This window comes from Bradyrhizobium sp. STM 3562 (assembly GCF_045571435.1).
In the GTDB taxonomy this organism is placed as follows: Bacteria; Pseudomonadota; Alphaproteobacteria; order Rhizobiales; family Xanthobacteraceae; genus Bradyrhizobium.
The window spans coordinates 2,155,689-2,178,234 of the sequence record NZ_CP120694.1; the positions used below are offsets into that span (position 1 = coordinate 2,155,689).

Here is a 22,546-nt window from a genome sequence, read left to right on the forward strand (position 1 = left end):
CTGAAGGCAACTACCCAACCGACAAGAGAAGGGGAACACCGTGATGTGCCGATCGGCAAAGAAAAGGGCGCCATAGCCGTGTGCGGCATCGCTGGCATTCTTAATCTCCGCGGCGAGCCCGTCGAACCGTCAGAGATCTCACGGTTGACCGGGCAGCTGGCGCATCGCGGACCCTTTGGGGAGGGCCTTTGGTTCAGCGACGATCGTAGCGTGGCCTTCGGCCATCGGCGTCTGGCGATCATCGATCCGACGGACGGCGGCTACCAGCCGATGCGCTCCGAGGACGGCCGTTACATCATCGTGTTCAACGGTGAAATATACAACTTCCTCGAGCTGCGGCGAGAGCTCGAGGCGCAGGGCGCGATCTTTCGCTCTCAGTCGGACACGGAAGTCATCCTTGCGGCCTGGCGCCGCTGGCGGGAAGACATGCTGCCGCGCTTCAACGGGATGTGGGCGCTCGCGATCTATGACACCGTTGCCGGGGATCTATTTCTGGCGCGCGACCGCTTCGGGATCAAGCCGCTGCTTTATTTCAGTTCGCCCAGGCGGTTTGTTTTCGCCTCGGAACAGCGCGCGCTGGTGCGCAGCCGACTATTCGATTCATCCCTCGATCCCCTTGTCGCGCGAAGGATGATCGTCGATGCGTTTGGGATCGAAGCTAGCGAACGGACGCTCTTTAAGGAAATTCGGCGCCTGCAAAGCGGACATTACATGTGGATGAGGCAGGGCCGAACCGAAATTACGCGCTGGTGGCGTACGCTCGACCATTTGCCGGCGGTTCCTAACACGGAGCCCGAACGCATAGAGCGCTTTCGCGAACTCTTCATGGATGCCGTCGCGCTGCGAATGCGCAGCGACGTTCCCATCGGCACCTGCCTTTCCGGAGGATTTGATTCCTCAGCCGTCGTTTGCGCGATGGCCGAACATGAGAAAGCCGGCCTCGGCCCGCGCGACAGCGCATCGTGGCGTCACGCCTTCGTCGCGACATTTCCTGGCGCGCGCAATGACGAGCGCCCCCAGGCCGAGCAGGCGGCGGCGTGGGCGAAGGTTGTCCCCACCATCGTTGAGATCGATGAGACCTGCGCGTTGAACGAGATCGACCGCATTCTGGAGGATAATGACGATCTCTACATCATGCTGCCGACTGCGGTTTGGCTGACCTATCGAGAGCTGCGGCGGCACAATGTGACGGTCTCGCTGGATGGACATGGCGCGGACGAACTGATGGGAGCCTATCTGCAGGAGGGGGCGGGGGCCGCCTTTCGGATCCGAAATTCGTTGGCCGCGCTCACGTCTCGCTCGCGACTGGCCGGACGCTGCCTCGACCTTCTGCGTGCTACGGTACTGAACTGTCGCGGACACTTCTTCTTGCGCGAGGGGCTTGCGCGCCTGCCGCAACCGCTCGATCTGGTCGCCGCCGAGGATCATCTCCCTCCCGATTGGGGCCCTCTAAATCGGCGTCTTTATAAAATGTTTCACAGTACCGTACTGCCTACGATCCTGCGCAACTTCGATCGTCTGTCGATGGCTCACGGTATCGAAGTGAGGATGCCCTTCATGGATTGGCGCCTCGTGACATACACGATGGCACTTCCCGCAGCGGACAAGTCATCTGCCGGCTATACGAAACTGATTGCGCGACGGGCCATGAAGGACCGGATGCCCGAAGCCATCCGTATGAGCCGGCGGAAGGTGGGATTCAATTCGCCCATGCCAGAGTGGTTGAACGGGCCGCTTTCGGGCTGGACGATGTCGCTTCTCGATAGGAAGGTCCCTGCGTTTGCCGAGCTGGTCGATGAGGCAAGGCTGCGTCGGGAGGTCCAGCGCCTCAATCTATCGAAGGCGTGGAATTGGGAAACGGCTGGACGAATCTGGCCTTATCTCAATTTGAAATGGGCCATGTCGAGGATGTCCTAGCATGCGCTTGCTTCAGAACTGTGGGCTGATGCCGTCCTATCTATTGCGTCTGCACGACCTCGCAGCCACGGCGCGGTCCTTCGAAGAGAGGCGCGGAATCTTTGTCGACGATCGCTTCGGAGCGATTCATATCCTCAAGCCCTTGCTGGACAATGAGCCGGATGGCTTTCTCGCCTGCGGCAATGATGAAACGATGCAGCGACAATGGGCGAAAGAGAACGGCCTATCCGCCAAAACATCTCTGGCCGACATTCTCCTGGCTCAGATCGAGCAGCATCGAACGGAGATTTTCTATAATCTCGATCCCGTCCGATTTCCGAGTTCGTTCGTCCGCCGCCTGCCCGGATGTGTCCGAAAGACACTGTGCTGGCGAGCCGCGCCGTCCGGGCAGGCCGACCTCACGGCCTACGGTGCGGTTCTGGGCAATTTCCCGTCGATCCTCGAGGGTTGGCGCCGCAAAGGCTGCAGGGCCGAGTGGTTTGCGCCGGCAATCGATCCTGTGATGGCGGCCTATGGGCATGGCGAACGAGCTGTCGATCTGTTGTTTGTCGGCGGATATTCGCGGCACCATTCGGCACGCGCGAAAATTCTCGAACACGTCGCTCGCCTAGCCGGCAGTCCGAATGTCGTTTATTGCCTGGATTCATCCCGGCTGACGCGCCTTGCGGAGAGCGCCCTCGGGCGCCTGCTGCCGCCGCTAAAGAAGCACCGCCGTCCGCAGGCGATTTCAAAAATCGCCCGATCGCCGGTGTTTGGACGCCAGCTTTACGACCTGATCGGGCAATCAAAAATCGTCCTGAACGGGGCGATCGATATGGCGGGCGCCGATCGCGGCAATATGCGTTGTTTTGAAGCCTTTGGGTGCGGCGCGTTGCTGCTGTCCGACGAGGGCAACTATCCCAACGGAATGCGAAACGAAGAGACCATGCTGACCTACTCGGATGCGGAGAGCTGTATTCGGCAAATTCAGCGGTCTTTGCACGACTGGGACCGTGTCCAGTGGATCGCCGACAATGGGCGAAGGCAGATCGGCAAGACCTATAGCAAAGCGCGCCAATGGTCTGCGTTCGAAGCCCTCGTGGCGCGTCTTTAAGCAATGTCGATAGGCTTTGCGGGTAAACCGGTTATGCTAGACAGTCGGCTGATAGGTTCTCGCGGCCGATCTGATAGAGCGATGGGAGGTTTATATTGGGCGCAAGCGATTTGACATCGGCGGGTGGAGGGCACTCGACGGGCCGGATTGCTACATTGAAGCGTTATTGCGCGCACGCGCTTGACGGCGTGAACCTGCATTTCATCATTCAGCGGCTGATTGGGCGAGCAACGTGCCGCCTGGAAGACGGCGCCTTCATAAGCCATACCGCGCGCATCAGGAATGCATCGGGCGATAGCAGCCAAATCGTCATCGGTGCCCACTCACATGTCCGAGGCGAGTTGATGATCTACGCTCACGGGGGACGAATCTCCATCGGCGAATGGTGCTATGTGGGCGTCGGCACGCGCATCTGGTCGGGGGCATCCATCGACATTGGAAACCGCGTCCTGATTTCTCATTCCGTCAATATGTTCGACAATCTGACCCATCCCATTCCGGCATCGGAGCGCCACGCGCACCATAGGCGGATCTCCACGACGGGTCATCCCAAGGACGTTTTCCTCGACGACAAACCGATCAGGATCGGTGATGACGCCTGGATCGGGGCGTGCGCAATCATCACGCGCGGAATTACCATTGCCGAGGGAGGGATCGTCGCCGCAGGTGCGGTGGTGACGAAGGATGTGCCACCCTATTCGATCGTCGCCGGCAACCCGGCTGTTGTCGTGAGGGAGCTCGCGCCCGATGAGCGGTGATCGAATTTCACGGTGTGGGAGCAAGCTGTGGTCTGGCTGCGCGAGCAGCCGCAGCAGCGGCAATTTGCCAGCAACGCCTTCTACCATGATCCCCCAAAGGCTTGAGCCATGAGCGTTTGGATTACCGGCGCGAACGGGTTTATCGGCCGTTATCTGATAAGCGAATTGGCCAGGGCTGGCGATGCGGTTCACGGCCTCGGTCATGGCGCGTTCGACGAGTCTGATCGGCGCCGTCTTGGTCTAAAAACCTGGATCAATGGCGAGATCGAGGCCGCCAATCTGAACGCGCTCGCCGCCATGCATGGCTTGCCGTCCAAGATTTTCCATCTCGCGGGCGGCTCTTCGGTTGGGCTATCTATCGAACTGCCTCTCGAAGACTTCTCGCGGACGGTGGCGAGCACCGCAAGGCTTCTCGAATGGCTGCGCAATTCCGCGCCGCATTGTCTTTTGGTGGTGGCCTCAAGTGCGGCGGTCTATGGCGCCAACCATGACGGGCCGATTTCCGAACATGCGGCATTGGCGCCGATGGCGCCTTACGGCCATCACAAGCTGATGATGGAGCAATTGTGCAAGAGCTACGCGCTGAGCTACGGGATATCCAGCGTGGTCGTGCGACTATTTTCGGTCTATGGCGCCAATCTTCGTAAGCAATTGCTCTGGGATGTCTGTTCCCGGCTCAGCCAGGGTGGCCCAAGCCTGAACCTGGGTGGCACTGGCAGTGAAATGCGGGATTGGACTGACGTGAGAGATGTGGCGCGGCTGCTTGCGACACTGGGTGCGCTGCCCTGCGATGAGCGCTATCGCGTGATCAATGGCGGATCGGGTAGCGGGACGCGTGTGGCCGATATCGCCGACATGATGGTGCGGCATTTTGGCGGAGAGACGACTGTCAGCTATTCCGGTCGCGCGCGTCCCGGAGACCCGTACAGCCTGGTCGCCGATGACAGCACGTTGCGCCGCATCGGGTTCGAATGGCGGATTCCCCTGGAGCGTGGGATTATGGACTATGTGACCTGGTTCAAGGGGCAGGCGCGTGGATGAGAAAAGTCATGTTCGCGTCGCGTTCACCCACATTTCTCGCCAGCTTTGGGCAGGCGGCTACAACTATCAAAGCAATCTGTTTGCGGCGCTCAATCGATATTGCCCAGGCCAAATTTCGCCGGTTCTCTTTGCCGGAGCTTACGCACCTCCCGATGAACTCGATGCTCTCGCGACCATTCCTGGCGTCGAAATTTTAAGATCGGCGGCCTTCGATCGACGGCATGCGGGCCTGATAAGCGCAGTTGCGCTCGGGCTTGACGGTCAGGCAGCCGAGGCGTTTCGAGCCGCCAAAATCGACGTGGTGTTCGAATCGGCGCGCTTCTTCGGACGGCGCCTGCCGTTGCCTGCGATCGCATGGTTTCCTGATTTTCAGCATCGCAAGCTACCACATCTGTTTGCGCCGATGGCGCGGTGGCGACGTGATCTCGGCTTTCGCGCGCAAATCGCAGGTCAGCGGACGATCCTCTTAAGCAGCAACAGCGCTCTGGCCGACTTGCGGAGCCTTTACCCTAGGCTGACGAACAATATCGCGGTGGTGCAATTTGCGAGCGAGCCTGCGTCCCATTTGCTGGCGGTGGATGCTTTGCAGGTTCTGGCGCAGTATGCGGTGCCGCCGAAGTTCTTCTTCCTGCCCAATCACCTTTGGGTCCACAAGAATCACCGTCTCGTCATCCGGGCGCTCGCGCTTCTGAAACAGCGCGGCGTTGACGTCTTGGTCGTTGCGTCCGGGAGCCTCGAGGAGCCGCGCGAGCCCGGCTACTTCGAAAGCATCACGCGCGACATCAAGGCCCAAGGTTTGGAGACGAATTTCCGTCATCTCGGAATGATTCCGCTTCCCCACGTCTTTGCGTTTTTGCGCACGGCGATAGCACTGATCAATCCCTCAAGATTTGAAGGCTGGAGTACCACAGTCGAAGAGGCCAAGTCCTTCGGCGTGCCGATGGTTTTGTCCAACATCGAGGTCCATGTGGAGCAGACGAACGGAACGGCGCGCTATTTCGGGGTCGATGATGCCGAAACCCTGGCGGACCACCTCGCTGATACCTGGGCCGCGAGCGGATCCCCGGTGGTTCGAACCTTGCTGCCGAATGTCGAGGTACGAGTTGCGGCGTTCGCAGAAAATTTTGCTCGGCTGATCCGAAGCGCCCGCGAATGGCATGCGGCAAGGCGCTAGAAGCGTTTCACGATTTGGCGGAAGCGTAACCTGCGTTGGCGAAATAGTTGCTGCATTCGCGGGGCTGGATAGTTGTGACGAGGTCGCCGATGCAACGCCAAGTGTCTTCGATGGTGCGCTTCTGGGCGATGCGCATCCAATGCTTGATCTTGGCAAAGGCCTGCTCGATCGGATTGAGATCTGGTGAGTAAGGCGGCAGGTACCAGAGCCTGGCGCCGGCGCCGCGGATGATGCGGCGCAGAGCGGCCGACTTATGGCTGCCGAGATTGTCCATGATGACGATGTCGCCGGGCTTGAGAACGGGAACGAGTTGCTGTTCGACATAAGCTCGGAAGCAAGCACTCGCCGTTGATCGGCCCGTCGAAGACGCAAGGGGCCGTGAGACCATTGCAGCGCAGAGCGCCGAGAAAAGTCAGCGTTCGCCAGTGGCCGTGCGGGGCAAAACCTCGCACCCGCTCGCCCTTCGGTCCCCATCCGCGCAGCGGGGCCATGCTGGTTTTGATCCAGGTCTCGTCGATGAAAACCAGGCGCTGGGGATCCAAGCTGGCCTGCCATGACCGCCAGCGTCGCCGCCGACGCGCAACGTCAGCGCGGCCTTGCTCGAGGGCGAACAGCGTTTTTTTGAATCGCAGTCCTTCGCGCCGCAGGAATGTCCAGACCGCATTGTGCGAGACCTTGACCCCGCGCGCGGCGAGTTCGTCCTTCAGCTTGTGCAGCGTCAGATGCGGCGTCTGTCGGATCCGCTCTTTGATGAAAGCGCGGTGTGGTTCCAGCACCGGCTTGCGATGCCCGCCCATTTTGCCCGGGCTCACCGAGCCGGTCGCCCGATGGCGCTGCGACCACTTCACCACCGACGACACTGCAACACCAAACCGTGCCGCTACCGTACGGCAGCTCTCGCCAGCTGCCACCGCCGCCACCACTCGCTCTCGCAGATCATTGGAAAGAGGTCGGCTCATCAGATGCTGGCCCCCAGCCCAGCCAGCATCTTGAATCACAAACCAACCCTTAGGGGAATCTCTCCCGATTCAGCCTAGCCATGAATTGCTCTAGAGCGGCCCATTCCGATCTCACTTGCGCTGGGAGAACTCGGGAACGAGAGCCGGTCCAAGCAGGGAAGCTTGCTCCGGCAGCATGCCGCGCGGCGTGATATACCAGAGTAGGAACAGCAACGCAGCGCCGTGGGAAAGCAAGGTCGTTGTCAGCGGAACATTCAAAAGAAGCTGTCCGAGAACCGAACTCGAGATCAAGACAAGGCGCAGGGGCAGGCCCGCGGACAGGCGATTGGCGAACCCGATCACCAGTCCGCACAGCAAGACTGACAGCGGCGCGAACAGAGGCCCGACCGAGGCAATGCCTTCGGTCGAAAATAGTGAGGCGTTGAAGTTACCGAAGCCAGGATAGGCCTGGTTCATCACGACCCCTAATTGATCCTGATAGGGGCAGGAGACGATCATCTTGAGAAGGTTGATTTGACAAAAATAGGTGTAGGGATGGTGGAAAAAGAAATCGTTGTAGACGTCCATCGCATTCGACGGCGTCGCGACCATTCGTAAGTTGATCAGTTCGAAGAAAAACCTGGCTGATTGACCGAGCGTCGTATACGCAATCGTCCCAGCTGTGAGCGGCAGCAACAGCGAGATGACGGTTGTTATGCGGCAGCCGAACAGACGCGAGAGGATCGCTATGATCAAGAGCCACACAGGCGTGAAGAGGGCTACCTTATTGAGAGTAATCGGATAAAAGAACACCAGAACGGCGAGCGTGAGGACCGCGCGCCAATAGTTTCGACGCACGGCAAAGCAGGCGAAAGCGAAAGGCAGCAGCGCGTTCGATACGATCCCGATTGCGTAGTTCAGCATGCCAGGCATACTGAGCTTGCTGCGGAATTCATACATCTGCGCCAGTGAAACGAGTTTAAAGTTGTAGCCTGCACCAACGAGGACGGTCAGGACGCCCGCAACCAAAATGGCAGTCAGGAGGCGATCGAATGTCGCGGCTCCGATGATGCTGCTGCCATGAATCGGCCTTGAGATGAATAGTGCGGGGATGAGGAAGGTGACCATCGCGGCAGCCGCAGAGGCGCCACTCAACGAGTGATTATAGTTGAAATCCGAGAAGCAGTTGAGCCAGAGATAACCGGTCACCATCGTGTAGAAATAGAAACCGACGAGATAGCCGAAGCTGAAAGGAAATCGCACAAACAGAAGCGAGAGGATCGAAAAAGCAGCAACAACTGCAATCGCGCCGCTACGCAGAGCCGGATCAAAATAGATATGGTAGCCGGAGTAGTTGCGACTGAGATAGACCAGCGAAACGCAGCAGAGGACGATGTGAACGGCGATCAAGAGGACCAGAGCAGCGCGCTCGGAAAGCGAGCCTGTAACGGGCGAATCCTTGTTAACGATCATGCGGATGGTCCTGTTGCGGGACGGTCGGGCTGGTGCCGTTCACTTGCCTGCCAGTCCGAGCCTTGAGAACTCGACCGGCTTCCAGCCGAGCGCCAGCAGCTTGTTGGGCCGCGCCACCAGCGGGCAGCCGATCCGCTGCCAGATCGGCGTCTGCCCAGCAATTTTCAGGGCCAGCTCGAACAGCACTTTCGGCGCGGGGAAAAGCCAGGCGGGCCGGCCGAAACCTGCACGGTAGCGCGCGATGAGATCGGCGACAGTGACCGGCGTCGGGTCCGAGACGATGAAGGTCTGTCGCCGTGCGCGCGGATCGGTCAAGGCGGTCGTGATCGCCGAACTCAGATTCTGCACCGACAGGACCGAGCGCCGTGCGGTCAGGCCGCCGAACGGCAATGGAAGGGGCAGCCGCGCGATTTTCCGGATCGTTGCGAGATTGCCTTTTTCGCCCTGGCCGTAAATCACGACCGGGCGCAGGATGGTGAACGAGCCGCCGGCCCTCCGAATGGCCTCTTCGGCGGCGAGCTTCGATCGACCGTAGGCGTTGGTCGGTTGCGGCAGGTCGTCCTCGGTCAGTTCCTGGTCGGAGAAAGAGCCCGATTGTGCGGCGATCGAGGAGATGAAGACGAGATGCTTGCCAAGCCCCGCGGCCGTACGGGCGAGTGCCTGGGTGGCGCGGTGATTAACGAGGTCATAGAGGTCCTCGTCGGCATAGGTGTGGGCGATGCCCGCCAAATGCACGACCGCGTCGCATTGCTCCAACAGCGGTGTCCAATCGAACGGCGTGGAGAGATCCGGTAGGCCGACGGCGGTGATATTGTCGCCAGCTGCGGCCGCCGAGCGCGAGGCCGCGATCACATGAAAACCATGCGAAGCAAGATAGGGAACGAGATGGCGGCCGATAAAGCCGTCCGAGCCGGTGACGAGCACCGTGGTGTTGTCGGTCATTAGAACGCACCAAACCGCCAAACGCCGCGGCTGCGGCCTGAATGACATCGGAAGAGGCCGCAGAAGCTAGTGCATCGGGCTGCGGCTTGCAAAGGGGCATTTTGCGTTCCAGCCTCGCCGCACCGCCTGTGCGGGAAGCGTCGCCTGCGGCCGGGCCGCACAGCGGCGCCGGCCGGACAGGGCAGCCCCAATCGCCTTGATTTACCCGGTCTTTTTTGAATATACGGGGCGGGCCGACCTTGTGCCGCGCACTCCTGCCAAGTGCCATCATAAGGGTTTGCCTGCCGCTCGAGAGGCCGTCCGCAAAGGAAGTCTTGATGATCAGATTTGGCCTGCTCGGATGCGGGCGCATTGCCAAGCGCCATTCCGATCTCTTGGGTGGCAATCACATCGAGGGCGCAAAGCTCGTCGCTGTCTGCGATCCGGTGCGCGCACGGGCAGATGGCATCGCGGCCAAATTCGGCGTGCCCGCGAGTTACGACATCGAGGAATTCCTCGCGCGCAAGGACATCGACGTGGTGTCGGTGCTGACCCCGAGCGGGCTGCATCCCGTCCATGTCATCGCCTGCGCCAGGGCCGGCAAGCATGTGGTGGTCGAGAAGCCGATGGCGCTGCGGCTGCAGGATGCCGATGAGATGATCCGCGCCTGCGACGTGGCCGGGGTCAAGCTGTTTGTCGTCAAGCAGAACCGCTTCAACGTGCCGGTGGTGAAAGCGCGCGAGGCGCTCGATGCGGGCCGGTTCGGAAAGCTCGTGCTGGGCACGGTACGTGTGCGCTGGTGCCGCGACCAGGCCTATTACGATCAGGACGCCTGGCGCGGAACCTGGGCCTATGACGGCGGCGTGCTCTGCAACCAGGCCAGCCACCACATCGACATGCTGGAGTGGTTCTTCGGCGACGTCGTCAGCGTGCATGCCCGCGCCGTCTCCGCGCTGGTGAAAATCGAGACGGAGGACACCGCGGTCGCCACGCTGAAATTCCGCAACGGCGCGCTCGGGATCATCGAGGCGACCACCGCGACGCGCCCGGCCGACCTCGAGGGCTCGCTTTCCATCCTGGGCGAGAAAGGCACGGTCGAAATCGCGGGCTTTGCGGTGAACCAGATCAGGCATTGGCGTTTCGTCGGCGAACTGCCGTCGGACAAGGAGGTGATCGACAAATTCTCAGTCAATCCGCCGAATGTCTACGGTTTCGGCCATCAGGCCTATTATCAGCATGTCGTGGAGTGCCTGGTCAGCCAGCGCGCGGCGCTGGTGGATGGGCTGGAGGGGCGCAAGAGCCTCGAGCTGATCTCGGCGCTTTACGAGTCGATCGAAACCGGCCACGAGGTGGCGCTGCGCTTCGAGCCGCGCTTGAGCCGGCTGGGCATGGTGTCGTGAGAGCGCCGCAAATGCATCAGGCGGGCGTGCGCGATGTCGATTTCGGCGCGCGGGTCAGCATCGTCGAGCCCTGCAATCTCTACGGCTGCAGAATAGGCGACGACTGCTTTGTCGGGCCGTTTGTCGAGATCCAGAAGGATGTGAGCATCGGCGCGCGCACGCGCGTGCAGTCGCATGCCTTCATCTGCGAGCTGGTGACCATCGGCGAGGATTGCTTCATCGGCCACGGCGTGATGTTCATCAACGACACGTTTTCGACCGGAGCCCCCGCGCGTGGCCGCAAGGAACTGTGGCGTGAGACCGTGATCGGCAATCGCGTCTCCATCGGCTCCAACGCGACCATCCTGCCGGTGCACATCGTGGACGATGTGGTAATCGGGGCGGGGGCGGTGGTGACCAAGGACATCACCACACCCGGTACCTATGCCGGCAATCCGGCGCGCTTGTTGCGGGTGCGGAAGTGAGAATGGGATGAAGGTACCTTTCGCCGACCTGCAGTTGCAGTATCAGACGATCAAGGCCGAGATCGACGGCGCGATCGCGAGCGTCATCCGCGACAACGCCTTCATTCGCGGGCCCTATGTCGATGCGTTCGAGCGTGAGTTCGCGCGCGCTGCGGAGGCCAGGCACTGCATCTCCTGCGCCAACGGCACTGATGCGCTTTACCTGGCGATGGCTGCGCTGAAGGTTGAGCCGGGCGATGAGGTGATCACGACGGCGCATTCCTGGATCTCGACCTCGGCGATGATTACTCACGCCGGCGGAACGGTCGTGTTTTGCGACACGGACGGGGCGACGTTCACGATTGATCCGAAGGCGATCGAAGCCGCGATCACGCCGCGCACCGTCGGCATCATCCCGGTGCATCTCTATGGCCAGGCGGCGGACATGGACGCCATCATGGCGATTGCGCAGAAGCATAAGCTCTGGGTGATCGAGGATTGCGCGCAGGCGCATCTGGCGCGCTATAAGGGCAGGCCGGTCGGCAGCTTCGGTGCGGCTGCGACCTATTCGTTCTATCCCGGCAAGAATCTCGGCGCGATGGGTGATGCGGGCGCGGTGATCACCAATGACGACAAGCTCGCCGAGCGGATCGCGATGCTGGCGCGCCATGGCGGCCTGATCAAGCACAAGCACGAGATCGAGGGCATCAACAGCCGGCTGGACGGCATTCAGGCCGCAATCCTGTCGGCGAAGCTGCCGCATCTCGCCGCCTGGACAAGGGCGCGGCAGGAGGCCGCCAGGATTTACGATGCCGGGCTAAATCAAATCGAGACTGTCGAGGTGCCGCAGGTCGCGCCCGGCCGCGAGCACGTCTACCACCTCTATACCATCAAGCATCCGCGTCGCGACGCGCTGGCAGCGCATCTCAATGCGAGCGGCGTGCAGACCGCGGTGAATTATCCGACCGCATTGCCGTTTCTGCCCGCCTATGCGCGCTTCGCGCATCGGCCGGAGCAGTTTCCCAATGCCTTTGGGGATCAGGGCAAAATCCTCTCCTTGCCGATGTTCGCCGAGATCACCCCCGCCCAGCAGCAGCATGTGATCGAGCTGGTGAAGGAGTTCGGTTGATCCGCGCCGACGGACCGGTCACGAGGCGAATTTACGGACGTTCATTCCAGGATCTTGCGTTGGAGGTTTCGACCAGGGTTGGGCCGGGATCGAGCAAGAGGGCCGTTGGGGCTCCGAAGCCGCTGACGGCGGTCCTTTCGATCTGTTCGGGCAAGAGCGGCGCGGTGTTGCCGACAACGATGCTGGCGGTGCTGGAGGCCGTTGTGTCGGCGAGCGTGTAATTGCCGGCATCGGCGCCGGCGAGTGTTAAGCCCGTGATGGTGACGGGCTTGCGGTATCCCGGCGTGGCGCTGTCGAAGACGGCAGCGGCGGACCCGATGCTGAGCTCGTCGCCGGGCATCATGCCGTTGAAGCGTGCGGTCAATGTGTTCAGGGTTGCCGCCGTCGAGCCGTCAAAGATCTTGTCGTTGGCCGTGATTCCCCAAATCGCCGTGATCGTCGCCTTGGCGATATCGGCCGTGGTCGCGGCCGTTCCGGCGAATGTGTAATTGCCGGCATCGGCGCCGCCGAACGTCAGGCCCGAGATCGTCACCGTCTTGCCAACGCCAGCATTCTTATCGCTGAACGCGCCGGTAGCACCCACAAGCGTCAAGCTGTCCCCCAAGATCGTGCCGGTGAAACTCGCACCCGAGGTATCGAGCGCGACATTTGTCGTGCCGTCATAGATCTTGTTCGCGGCCGTGATTCCCGCGACCGCGGTGATCGGCGCCTTGGCGATGTCGGCCGTGGTGGTCGCGGTCGTGGCGGCGAGGGTGTAGTTGCCGGCGTCCGCGCCGCCAAGCGTCAAGCCCCAGACGTTGACGGTTTTGCCTACGCCGGCGTTCTTGTCACCGAAAGCACCAGTAGCGCTCGCCAACGTCAAGCTGTCGCCGGAGATCAGGCCGTTGAAGCCCGCACCCGAGGTGTCGAGCGTGGCGCTTGTCGTGCCGTCATAAGTCTTGTTCGCGGCCGTGATCCCCGTGACTGCGGTGATCGCGGCCTTGGCGATGTCGGCCATGGTGGTCGCGGTCGTGGCGGCGAGGGCGTAGTTGCCGGCGTCCGCGCCGCCGAGCGTCAGGCCCGAGATGGTGACGATCTTGCCGACGCCGGCATTCTTGTCGGCAAAAGCACCGGTGGCACCCGCAACGGTCAGGCTGTCGCCCGCGATCATGCCGGTGAAACCCGCACCCGAGGTATTCAGCGCGGCAAAGGTCGTGCCGTCATAGGTCTTGTTCGCGGCCGTGATCCCCGTGACTGCACTGATCGCGGCCTTGGCGATGTCGGCGGTGGTGGTCGCGCTCGTTGCGGCGAGCGTGTAGTTGCCGGCATCCATGCCGCCGAGCGTCAGGCCGGATATGGTGACGGTCTTGCCCGTCGCGGCGTTCTTGTCGGCAAAAGCGCCAGTGGCGCTCGCAACAGTCAGGCTGTCGCCGGAGATCATGCCGGTGAAGCTCGCACCGGAGGTGTTCAACGCGGCGCTGGTCGTGCCGTCATAGGTCTTGTTGGCCGCGGTGATGCCGGTGATCGAGGTGATCACGGCTTTGGCGATGTCAGCGGTGGTCGTTGCGGTTCCGCCAATCGTGTAATTGCCGGCGTCCGGGCCGCCGAACGTCAGGCCCGAGATGCTGACGGTCTTGCCCACGCCGGCATTCTTGTCAGCGAAGGTGCCGGTGGCGCCCACAATCGTCAGCCGGTCCCCGGAGATGATGCCGGTGAAAGTCGCACCCGACGTATCCAGCGTGGCGCTTGTGGTGCCGTCATAGATCTTGTTCGCGGCCGTGATGCCGGTGATGCCCGAGATCGCCGCTTTCTGGATGTCCACCGTATCCGTGCCGCCCACGAGCGTGTAGTTCGACGCAAGGCCGGTGCCGTCTCCGAGCGTAAGCGTGCCGAGCGTCAGCGATTTGCTCGTTCCGGCACTCTTGTTCGCCATCGAGCCGCTGCCGGAGAGCGTCAACGTCTCGCCATTGGCGAGATTGTTCAGGGTGAAGATCGAGGCGGCGAGATCGGTGGTGCCGTCATAGGTGCGGCTGCCGGCAAGACCCAGCACCCGCTTCTTGATGGAGAGGCTGCCCGAGCCGTAATCAACGTAATACTGGTTTGCCGAGCCCATGGAATATGACAGCGACAGGACGTTCGACCCGGACCACGCATAGGTGCCGGCATTCGTCGACGAGGTGATGGCGCTGCCCCAGTTCAGGGAGACATTGCCGGCCCCCACGCCGTCAAGCGTGATGCCTGCCAGGGAGGGATTGCTGTCGCCGTAGACCATCGAGAGGCTGCCGGAGAGGCGCACGTAATAATCATAGAGTGCGGCCGTCGTCAGCGATCGCAACAGCGGCGCGCCGCCCGCCGTCGGCGTGCCCCAGACGGAAGCGAAATCCCATCCCGCATCGATGAAGGTGAAAGGATTGTTCATCTGGGCTGTGGTCAGCCCCGTCGCCGAACATGTGCCGCTATTGCCGCCGCAGCCGACGCTCCGACCGGTTGTTTCGGCGTTATAGAAGCTGGCCGTGACCGTACCGCCATTAGACCCTACCAGTCCGCCGACACTCGTAAAACCCATGGACGAACCAGTGGCGTAAGAATTGTTGATGGTGTCAGCATTAAATCCCACCAGCCCGCCGACGTTCGTAGCGCCACCTACCGGACCAGTGGCATACGAATTACTGACGATGCCGGATGAGATAAGGCCAACGAGCCCGCCAACCTGGTCGGTCCCCGTCACTGTACCGGAGGCATAGGAATTGCTGATCGTGCCGCCGGCGGCGATCACTCCTGCCAGCCCGCCGGCGTCGTCATTGCCGACCACACGGCCGGACGCGTAGGAATTGCTGATCGCGCCCTCGTTAACCCCCACCAGCCCGCCAGTCGCCTGGTTGGTTCCTGCCGTCACGCCTGAAGCGTGGGAATTGCCGATCGTGCCCTGGAAGTTAAGCCCCACCAGCCCGCCGACATTGTCGCTGCCGTTCACCGCGGCGATTGTGTAGGACCCGGTGATCGTGCCGAGGTCGGTCGCCCCGACCAGGCCACCGACGTTGCCGTTTCCGGCTACCGAGCCGGAGACAGAGGAATTGCTGATTGTGGTGCTATTGCTGGAACCAACCAATCCGCCGACGCTATTGAGGCCGGTTATTGCCGCGCCGACAAGGCCCACATTGCGGATCGTCGCGAAGTTCGTATTGCCGAACAGGCCGACGCCTTGCTGCGTGGACCGATTGATTGTCAGGTTGGAGATCGTGTGGCCGAGGCCGTCGAGAGTGCCGGTAAAGCCGACAAGGCTCGGGCCGATGGGATTGAACCCCGCACCGGAATTCCAGCCCGATGTGGCGCTGGCATCGATGTCGGCCCCCAGCACGTAATGGCCGGACAGATTGCCCCGCATGCCTTGCAGGTCGGCGGCCGTGGCGCTGTCTTGGCTGCCCAGGCTGGTGATGATCGTATAGTCGGTGGTGGGTCCATCGGAGCCGAGCTTGGTGGTGAAGACGCTTGAGGGCGAGAGGTTGACGGGCGCGTTCACCGTGTAGGTCGCCGTATTGCCGGAGGCGACCGCGCCCTGGCCGTATTCGAGCGCGAGGCCGGCAGTGCCCGAGGCATACATCGCGCTGTTGATCACGATGTTGCGGGCGGCGCTGAGCGTCAGCGTGTTGGCCGACCAGCTCACGTTGTCGTTGACGAAGATGTCGCCGTTTCCCGGCTGCGTGCCGAAGCTGCTCTTGATCGTGATATCTGTGCTGGCGAGGTAGCTGGAGAGCACCGCGCCGCTGATGTCGCCGCCGGAGGCGGCGATGGTGTAGTCGTTGGGATCGATCAGCCAGGTCCCGGTCGCACCGCTCGCGGCCTTGGTGGTGACGGATCCATTGTCGGCGACCTTGACCTTCCTGGCGGAGGTCTCGATGAAGCCGCCGTCGCCGCCGTTCGGCGCTGAGGCGTCGAGTTTGCCCGAGACATTGACCTCCCCATGATCCATGTCGCCGAGCAGGTAGATGCGGCCCTTCTTCTTGCCGATCGTCTGCGCCTGCACCGTGCCGGAATTGTTGACGACGCCCTTCATGGCGTCGGAGGCGCCCTTGGCGGTGAGGATCGCCGAGCCGCCGTCGGCCTTGATCAGCCCCTTGTTCTGGACCAGCGTCGCCATAGTCGAGGCCTTGACCTCGACCGAGATCAGCCCGTCGCCGTTGAAATCGAGCAGCACGTCAGTGCCGGCAGCCAGCGCGGTCGAGCCCTTGATCGTTCCCTCGTTGGTCACGGAGGGAGAGATCAGCGCGACGACGTTGCCGTTGATGTTGCCCTGGTTGACGATGGACCCGCCGGTCCCCGTGAAGCGATAATTGCCGGCAAGAAAATTCTCATCGGTGATGCCGAGTGTCGAGGCTACGAAGCTGCCGGTCTGGACACTCGCGCCTTTCCCGACGGCGATGCCGTTGGGATTGACCAGGAAGACCTGTCCATTGGCGGTGAGCGAGCCGAGGATCTGCGACGGATCCTGTCCGACGACACGGTTGAGGGCGACCGAGGAGGCGCTCGGCTGATTGAAGGTGACGGAGTTGCCGGCGCCAATCGAGAAGCTCTGCCAGTTGGCGATGATCCGGTCCGTGGACTGATTGATCGTCATGGCGTTGCCGCTGGTCGCGATCGTCGCAGCGCCCGAGACCACCTGACCGCCGCTCGGCAGGGCACTTTGCGCGACGGCCGGACCCGCGAAGGAGAGGGCGGTGGTGGACGCCAGCAAAGCGCCGATCCTGCGCCGCCCGGCTTTTCGGCCTTGCCCGCCCTTCACGCATTCGGGGACCACGATCAGGCGGCCGAGGGTCTTCGACCAGATGTGCTTGTAGATCCTGTTCATCTGCGGCCCTCCGGATCAAAACCTGATCGTGCCCTGAAGCCAGACCTGCTGACTGCTGGTCTTGCCGTCGACATTCGCATCGGTGAAAACAGAGCGGCCTGGATTGTCGCCGAGCGTATGCGCCCATGTAACGGACAAGCTCACATTCTCCCGCGTCCAGCGCGCGGAGAGGCCCGTGCTCGCGAGGCCGTATGCGTTGCAGCCGCATTCATTCAGCGTCGGCACGCCGTTCTGGAAGCGGTTGATGCGAACCTGGCCGGCATCGAGGAATGTTGCGAGTTGCACCTGTCCCCATGCCGGGGGGATCGGCGCGTCGTAGCGCAGCTCGATGGTCTCCAGGAGACCCATGTCGCCGCGCCCTTCGCCTACCGGATAGCCGCGCACGCCATACGGACCGCCGAGGGCGAAATCCTCCGACGAATCGAGATTCTTGCTGGCCCACTGCCCATAGAGGCGCGCGAACAGTGAAAAATCGCCCGGCAGCTTCTGCAGCCGCGCGAAGCTCGCATTGAGACGATGGAAACCGCCTTGCGTCTGCAACCCCAGTTGATCGACGGCCAACGCGCTCTCCACGCGCGAGAGGTCGAGATTGCCGAACGTCCATCCCAGCGACCAGCTCGTGAGCCCGCCGCCGAAAAGGCCATCGCGCATGTCGCCGGAGACCGCGAATGTTTCGGAAATCGAGCGCTTGTTCTGAAGCCGACCCACTACGGAGTCGTCGACCAGCGCCTTCCAGTTCAATGTTTCGGACAGGCGGACATTGAGGTCGCGTGAGCGGATGAGGCTGTAGTCGAGCCCGAACCCTACAAAATGCGCGTGGCCTTCGAGCCCGAGGGCTTTGCCGAGATCATCCCTGTCGCGGTAGGTCAGATATTGGTAATTGGCATTGGCCGTGAAGCCGCTCGCCCACAAGGGCATGCTGACATTGGCCTGCCCGAATTGCTGGCCTTCCGAAAACGTTCCGCCGAGGCGCGTCTGGTCGCCATAGCCCGTCAGGTCGGTCAGCGTGAGCTGCGCACTGCTCTCCGCCTCGCCGGTGGACGCATTGCCGTAGTTGTCGCCCCAGGCGGCCGCGGAGACGATCGGCTGCTGCTCGACATCGATGACAAGCCTGCTGCTCTGCGGTGTCGCGCCCGGCACGAGCTTCGCCCGCGCGCTCACCCCGGGCAGGTCGTTCATGCGGAGCAGCGCGTCCTCCAGGTCCTGCTTCTCGAGGCCGTCAGGCTGTACGCGGGAGGAGGCGATCCCGCTCAGCAGCTCCTCCCGGATCCGCACGCCTGACTTCCGCTCGAACTCGATCCTCTCCAGTTTCCCCTCGAGGATATGAATGGTGACGACACCTTCCGTGATGTCCTGGGGCGGCAGCACGGCGTAGCCGAGCATCCGCCCTCGCGCCTGGATCGCGATGGTGACCTCGTCGGCAATGGCTTTGATTCCTGATATGCCGAGGCGCTTGCCCTTGTCGGCTGCGATGATGCTGGCCCGCTTCGCCGCGGGCAAGAGCTCGACCTTGCCGGTGAAGCGCAGGTCGCGGACCACAATGGTCTCGCCGTTCTCGGGGCCGACGGCAGGCACCGGTCGCGGCCGGCTTTCCTCCGGCTGCGGCAGGCGCTCCAGCCGCTGCAGGTCCTGCTGCCGCTGCTGCTCCCGCAGCAGAGATCCGGCATCCTGCGCGTAACTTGGGAGGGATGCGCTGCCAACAAGCAACCCGATAAAAAATGCCCGCCGTCTCGCCAACTCAAACCGCCCGGAAACATGCCAAAATCGGCAAGTCGCAACAACGGGTTGGCAAAATCAATGGTTGCCGATGGCCGGTGGCCGGAAGAAGCCCTATGCGCAGATACCGGTCAAAAACGTATCCTTACGCGCAAGACGAGATGCTATCGGCTGATGTCAGCGCGACGTAGCGGCTTTCCGTATCATGCTCCAGGCTCCCTGATCCACTCGTGCCAGGAGGAAGAGAGGGCATCCTGTCTCGCGGTTTTCTTGGCCAGCGCCAATGCACGGACCTGCCGGGGGCTCATGCCGTGAACCCGCTCGAAAGCACGGGTGAAACTGGGCCGGTGAGAAAAGCCGAATCTCTCGGCAAGATCGGCAATCGTCGTGTCCCGCTGCGCCGGATCGGCCAGCACCCGCCGCGCAAGATGCAGGCGCTGCGACTGGATATAGGCTGAGATCCCACCCATCTCCTCGAAGAGATAAGATAATTTGCGCGGGGATATGCCGAAATGCGCGGCGATCTTTTCCGGCGAAAGATCGCCATCCATCATGTGCAGCCGGACATGGCGGCAAATGGCGTCGACCAGGCATGTCGTCACGCCGGACGCGCGCTCCTCCGCGACTGCGCCGTTGATGGCCGCCGCCACCAGATCCAGAGTGGGGGCCGTCAGGGCGGACACGTCGTCTCCGTTCATGCGGGGCGCATGACGGAACAAGGACCAAAGATGATCTTGCAGCAATTTGATCAGAACATTCTCGCCGCGCACGACGCGCAGGTCCTGCGCATCGGGCTCTCTCAGCAAAGGGGCAAGCATGGCGCGGGGAATGATAAGGGACAGCGCCTCGAGATCCGAAATCGCCGTCCGCATCACGGCGCTCAGATCGTTGATGAAGAGGTCCTGGGGGCGCAACTTGTAGTCTGTGTCTCGCGTGCGGCAAAATGCATTGCCGCGGCTGAGAAAACGCAAGACATAGTGGTCCACCCCGTCCTGGGCGATGCGAAAACGGGAGCGATCGAAGGTCTGTGCCGCCGAGCGCGATGTGCACAGGACCATATTGCCGAGCAGGAACGCCTCGACATGGGCCTCAAACCCGTCGTCGAGAGAACGGGAGAGGCGAATGTCCCCCAGCGCGCCCATCTGTTCCTGCCATAGCGCATAAGCCCGCCGGGCCGGCATGCCCGTGGTATCCAGTACGGAGTGCGGAATGCTGTTCGCTTTGCGGGTCTGCTCGAACGCGTCCGTCATGTCTTCGCCTCCTGGACTGCTTCTTCCCCGCTGTGCTCCCAAGCGGCGACACCGGAGTGGCAATCGCACCGTCCTCGAGCACGGCAATGCCCTTGGCATCGGCGCGCCTGGTATTCGAGCGCGATGTGACTTCACCGCCTGGGACCAAGTCTCGTGAGGCTTATACCAGCGTGGGAGTCTTCCGCTAGACGGGTGGGGGCGATAGCAACAGACGGAGGCGGCAACGCGCGCGGCTGAAGCCTAGCGACAAATCACCGCAGGAGCTGTAGACGGCGGTGTATCGATAGGTGCCAACTTCTGGTTGCAGATAAAAACGCTTCGCGCAGGTTAGTTGCATGAAGCCCGGCGGTCTGCGAGCACGGTTGCGGGTCGAACCGCCGTCTCCGCTCAGCCAAGGAGCCTGCTTCCGCGGAACCAGAAACCGTTTGGAAGGAATCGTCTGGCCACCGCGAGGGCGCTGCTCTCCGAGCTTTCCAGCGCGATCTTTTGGGCAAGCATCACGTCTCCGATCGGCAGCTCGCCGAGCGTTCGGAAGCACAGGCCGAGCTTTGGGCGGCCTTTTTCGTCGATCTCGCACACGTTCGAGATGGCGCCCGGATAGATCCGGTACCGCTTGCCGGTTTCGCCGCCGATCACCTCGAAATATCCCTTTTTCCCAAACTGCGCCCGCTGGGCTGGCGACAGCCACTCCCGCAGAAGCAGCAGGGATCGGCCTTCCGGGGTCCTTTCGGCGCCGTGTTTGATGAAGAGAGCCCTTGTGGCTCTCACCCGCGAACGTTCTCCTGTGCGAGGCGGCGTGGAGCGCGGCATGGCGCAGGGCCGTTATCCGCCGACCAGCCGGGGGAGGAAGACAGTTTCTTGCGCGTGTGGATCAAAGGACCGGATCTGCGAGATCTCGCCCGCACCGGTCCGCACAGCGGCGGTGAAGCCGACCTTCGTCAGCTCGTAGAAGCGCTGCTCCGCCTTGGCCAGTTCCTGCGCGTCATTGCGGTCGAAGCGGTGGCGGGTGTCGCCCGAGCGGTCCATCACGATCTGGATTGCCATGATTGTCCTCCTGGGTTGCTGCCAAGAACAATCCCGCCGAAGTCGGGGGGTTTCAAAAAAAGACAAAACTACCGGTCTTGTGTTCGGTCCAGGGCGGCTTGGCCGCAATCACTTTTGCGAGCGCCACCTCGGCATGAGATTTCGCTCCGCGCGTGCGAAGCGTGTCTTCGTCGCTCATGGATTGGTCTATCTCTCGTCCGCGATCAGCTTGCCGTCATTGGGCAATGAGCCGACGGCGACCAGCTCCACCACACCGCCGAGCTTCGTCAGGGCGCGCAAGGTGGCCGAAAGCTCGCTCTGCAAGCTTTCGCTCGGCGACTCGCATTCCGCCCTCAAGGTCATCACGTCGGTCTCACCGGAGCGTGTGACGACCAGGCGCACGCGGCCGAGCGCCGAATGGCGTTTTGCGATCTCGGCGATCTGTTCGGGCCGCACGAACATACCCTTGACCTTCGTGGTCTGGTCGGCGCGGCCCATCCAGCCCTTGATGCGCATGTTGGTGCGGCCGCACGGGCTGATGCCGGGCAGGCTGGCGGTGAGGTCGCCGAGCGCAAGCCTGATCCAGGGATGATCCGGAGCGAGCGAGGTGACGACGATCTCGCCGACATCACCAGGCGCAACCGGCTCGCCGGTGCCGGGCTTCACGATCTCCAGGATGATATCCTCGTTGACCACCATGCCCTCTCGCGCCGGCGTCTCGAAGGCGATCATGCCGAGATCGGCGGTGCCGAAAGCCTGATAGGCGTCGATGCAGTGCGACTTGATCTCCTTCTGCAGCGAGGGCGGAAAGGCTGCGCCCGAGACCAGCGCGCGCTTGATTGAGGAGACGTCGCGGCCGGCGGCGATCGCCGCATCGATCAGGATCTTTAAGAAATCCGGCGTGCCGCTATAGCCGGTCGGGCAATAGGCCTCGATCAGCTCGAATTGCGCCTCGGTATTGCCGGGGCCGGCCGGAATGACCGCACAACCAAGCGCCCGCGCGCTGGCATCGAAGATAAAGCCGCCGGGCGTCAGATGATAGCTGAAGGTGTTGAGCACGACATCGCCCGGCCGGAAGCCGGCCGCGAACAGCGCCCGCGCGCCGCGCCAGGGGTCGGTATGCGCGGTCTCGGGTTCGAAGATTGGGCCCGGCGAGGTGAAGAGGCGCGCGAAGGAGCCAGGCGGCGTCGCAACGAAGCCGCCGAAGGGCGGGGCGGCCTTATGCAGGGCGGGCAGCTCGGATTTGCGCAGCACAGGCAGTTGCGCCAGGGCAGCGCGGCTGGTGATCGCGGCAGGATCGATGCCGCGCAGGCGCTCCGCATAGGCCGGCGCTTCCATCGCCTTGCGCAGAATGGAAGGCAGCCGCGTAAACAACTCAGCCTCGCGCTCGGCGGGATCGCGCGTTTCACGGGAGTCGTAGTAGTCGCTCATGTGCTATGCCCCAC

The 22,546-nt window shown here is 62.3% G+C and carries 17 protein-coding genes and 1 pseudogene; 8 read left to right on the forward strand and 10 right to left on the reverse strand.

The window, feature by feature from the left end; translation table 11 throughout:
- The first annotated feature begins 78 nt into the window (after window positions 1-78).
- From asnB to P6U23_RS09990, 5 genes are all read left to right on the forward strand, one after another.
- Window positions 79-1,917 (forward strand): asparagine synthase (glutamine-hydrolyzing), encoded by a 1,839-nt coding sequence (asnB, locus tag P6U23_RS09970; RefSeq protein ID WP_407181399.1) that lies wholly within the window; start codon window positions 79-81, stop codon window positions 1,915-1,917.
- A 502-nt stretch (window positions 1,918-2,419) separates the two neighbouring features.
- A complete protein-coding gene (locus P6U23_RS09975) occupies window positions 2,420-3,010 on the forward strand; it encodes a glycosyltransferase (protein WP_407179455.1) in 591 nt (196 codons plus the stop codon).
- Window positions 3,011-3,165: 155 nt separating this feature from the next.
- The gene (locus P6U23_RS09980) at window positions 3,166-3,768 is read left to right on the forward strand and encodes an acyltransferase (RefSeq protein ID WP_407179457.1); all 603 of its coding nucleotides are present in this window, start codon (window positions 3,166-3,168) and stop codon (window positions 3,766-3,768) included.
- A 108-nt stretch (window positions 3,769-3,876) separates the two neighbouring features.
- Entirely contained in the window at window positions 3,877-4,809 is a 933-nt protein-coding gene (locus tag P6U23_RS09985; RefSeq protein WP_407179458.1) for an NAD-dependent epimerase/dehydratase family protein, read from the forward strand.
- Window positions 4,802-5,983, forward strand: a complete 1,182-nt coding sequence (locus tag P6U23_RS09990) for a glycosyltransferase family 4 protein (protein ID WP_407179460.1) — start codon at window positions 4,802-4,804, stop codon at window positions 5,981-5,983. The genes P6U23_RS09985 and P6U23_RS09990 overlap by 8 nt, the downstream gene beginning before the upstream one ends.
- 7 nt (window positions 5,984-5,990) lie before the next feature.
- On the opposite strand, the pseudogene P6U23_RS09995 reads toward P6U23_RS09990, so the two are convergent.
- From P6U23_RS09995 to P6U23_RS10005, 3 genes and pseudogenes are all read right to left on the reverse strand, one after another.
- Window positions 5,991-6,942 (reverse strand): annotated as a pseudogene (locus P6U23_RS09995) (IS630 family transposase).
- A 111-nt stretch (window positions 6,943-7,053) separates the two neighbouring features.
- Window positions 7,054-8,394: a hypothetical protein gene (locus P6U23_RS10000; protein ID WP_407179461.1), complete on the reverse strand. Its 1,341-nt coding sequence runs from the start codon at window positions 8,392-8,394 to the stop codon at window positions 7,054-7,056.
- A gap of 39 nt (window positions 8,395-8,433) precedes the next feature.
- Entirely contained in the window at window positions 8,434-9,336 is a 903-nt protein-coding gene (locus P6U23_RS10005; protein ID WP_407179462.1) for an NAD-dependent epimerase/dehydratase family protein, read from the reverse strand.
- 317 nt (window positions 9,337-9,653) lie between these two features.
- Between P6U23_RS10005 and P6U23_RS10010 the strand changes: the two genes are divergently transcribed.
- Genes P6U23_RS10010 through P6U23_RS10020 form a run of 3 tightly spaced genes read left to right on the forward strand, consistent with a single transcriptional unit; the run spans window position 9,654 to window position 12,287 of the window.
- Complete coding sequence (locus tag P6U23_RS10010) at window positions 9,654-10,715, forward strand: Gfo/Idh/MocA family protein (protein WP_407179464.1); 1,062 nt, start codon at window positions 9,654-9,656, stop codon at window positions 10,713-10,715.
- 11 nt (window positions 10,716-10,726) lie between these two features.
- Window positions 10,727-11,179 carry an acyltransferase gene (locus P6U23_RS10015; protein ID WP_407179466.1) on the forward strand — a complete coding sequence of 151 codons (453 nt, stop codon included), beginning with the start codon at window positions 10,727-10,729 and terminating at the stop codon, window positions 11,177-11,179.
- Window positions 11,180-11,186: 7 nt separating this feature from the next.
- Complete coding sequence (locus P6U23_RS10020; protein ID WP_407179467.1) at window positions 11,187-12,287, forward strand: DegT/DnrJ/EryC1/StrS family aminotransferase; 1,101 nt, start codon at window positions 11,187-11,189, stop codon at window positions 12,285-12,287.
- Window positions 12,288-12,318: 31 nt separating this feature from the next.
- Here P6U23_RS10020 and P6U23_RS10025 read toward each other — a convergent pair whose 3' ends face one another.
- From P6U23_RS10025 to P6U23_RS10055, 7 genes are all read right to left on the reverse strand, one after another.
- Window positions 12,319-17,112: a YDG domain-containing protein gene (locus P6U23_RS10025; RefSeq protein WP_407179468.1), complete on the reverse strand. Its 4,794-nt coding sequence runs from the start codon at window positions 17,110-17,112 to the stop codon at window positions 12,319-12,321.
- 15 nt (window positions 17,113-17,127) lie between these two features.
- The gene (locus P6U23_RS10030; RefSeq protein ID WP_407179470.1) at window positions 17,128-18,849 is read right to left on the reverse strand and encodes a ShlB/FhaC/HecB family hemolysin secretion/activation protein; all 1,722 of its coding nucleotides are present in this window, start codon (window positions 18,847-18,849) and stop codon (window positions 17,128-17,130) included.
- A 182-nt stretch (window positions 18,850-19,031) separates the two neighbouring features.
- Entirely contained in the window at window positions 19,032-20,078 is a 1,047-nt protein-coding gene (locus tag P6U23_RS10035) for an AraC family transcriptional regulator (protein ID WP_407179471.1), read from the reverse strand.
- Between the two features lie 387 nt (window positions 20,079-20,465).
- Window positions 20,466-20,888: a hypothetical protein gene (locus P6U23_RS10040; RefSeq protein WP_407179473.1), complete on the reverse strand. Its 423-nt coding sequence runs from the start codon at window positions 20,886-20,888 to the stop codon at window positions 20,466-20,468.
- 12 nt (window positions 20,889-20,900) lie between these two features.
- Window positions 20,901-21,122, reverse strand: a complete 222-nt coding sequence (locus tag P6U23_RS10045) for a hypothetical protein (RefSeq protein WP_407179474.1) — start codon at window positions 21,120-21,122, stop codon at window positions 20,901-20,903.
- A gap of 52 nt (window positions 21,123-21,174) precedes the next feature.
- The gene (locus tag P6U23_RS10050; RefSeq protein WP_407179475.1) at window positions 21,175-21,300 is read right to left on the reverse strand and encodes a hypothetical protein; all 126 of its coding nucleotides are present in this window, start codon (window positions 21,298-21,300) and stop codon (window positions 21,175-21,177) included.
- A gap of 8 nt (window positions 21,301-21,308) precedes the next feature.
- Window positions 21,309-22,532, reverse strand: coding sequence for a phenylacetate--CoA ligase family protein (locus P6U23_RS10055; RefSeq protein WP_407179476.1), 1,224 nt, complete (start codon window positions 22,530-22,532; stop codon window positions 21,309-21,311).
- Window positions 22,533-22,546: the final 14 nt, after the last annotated feature.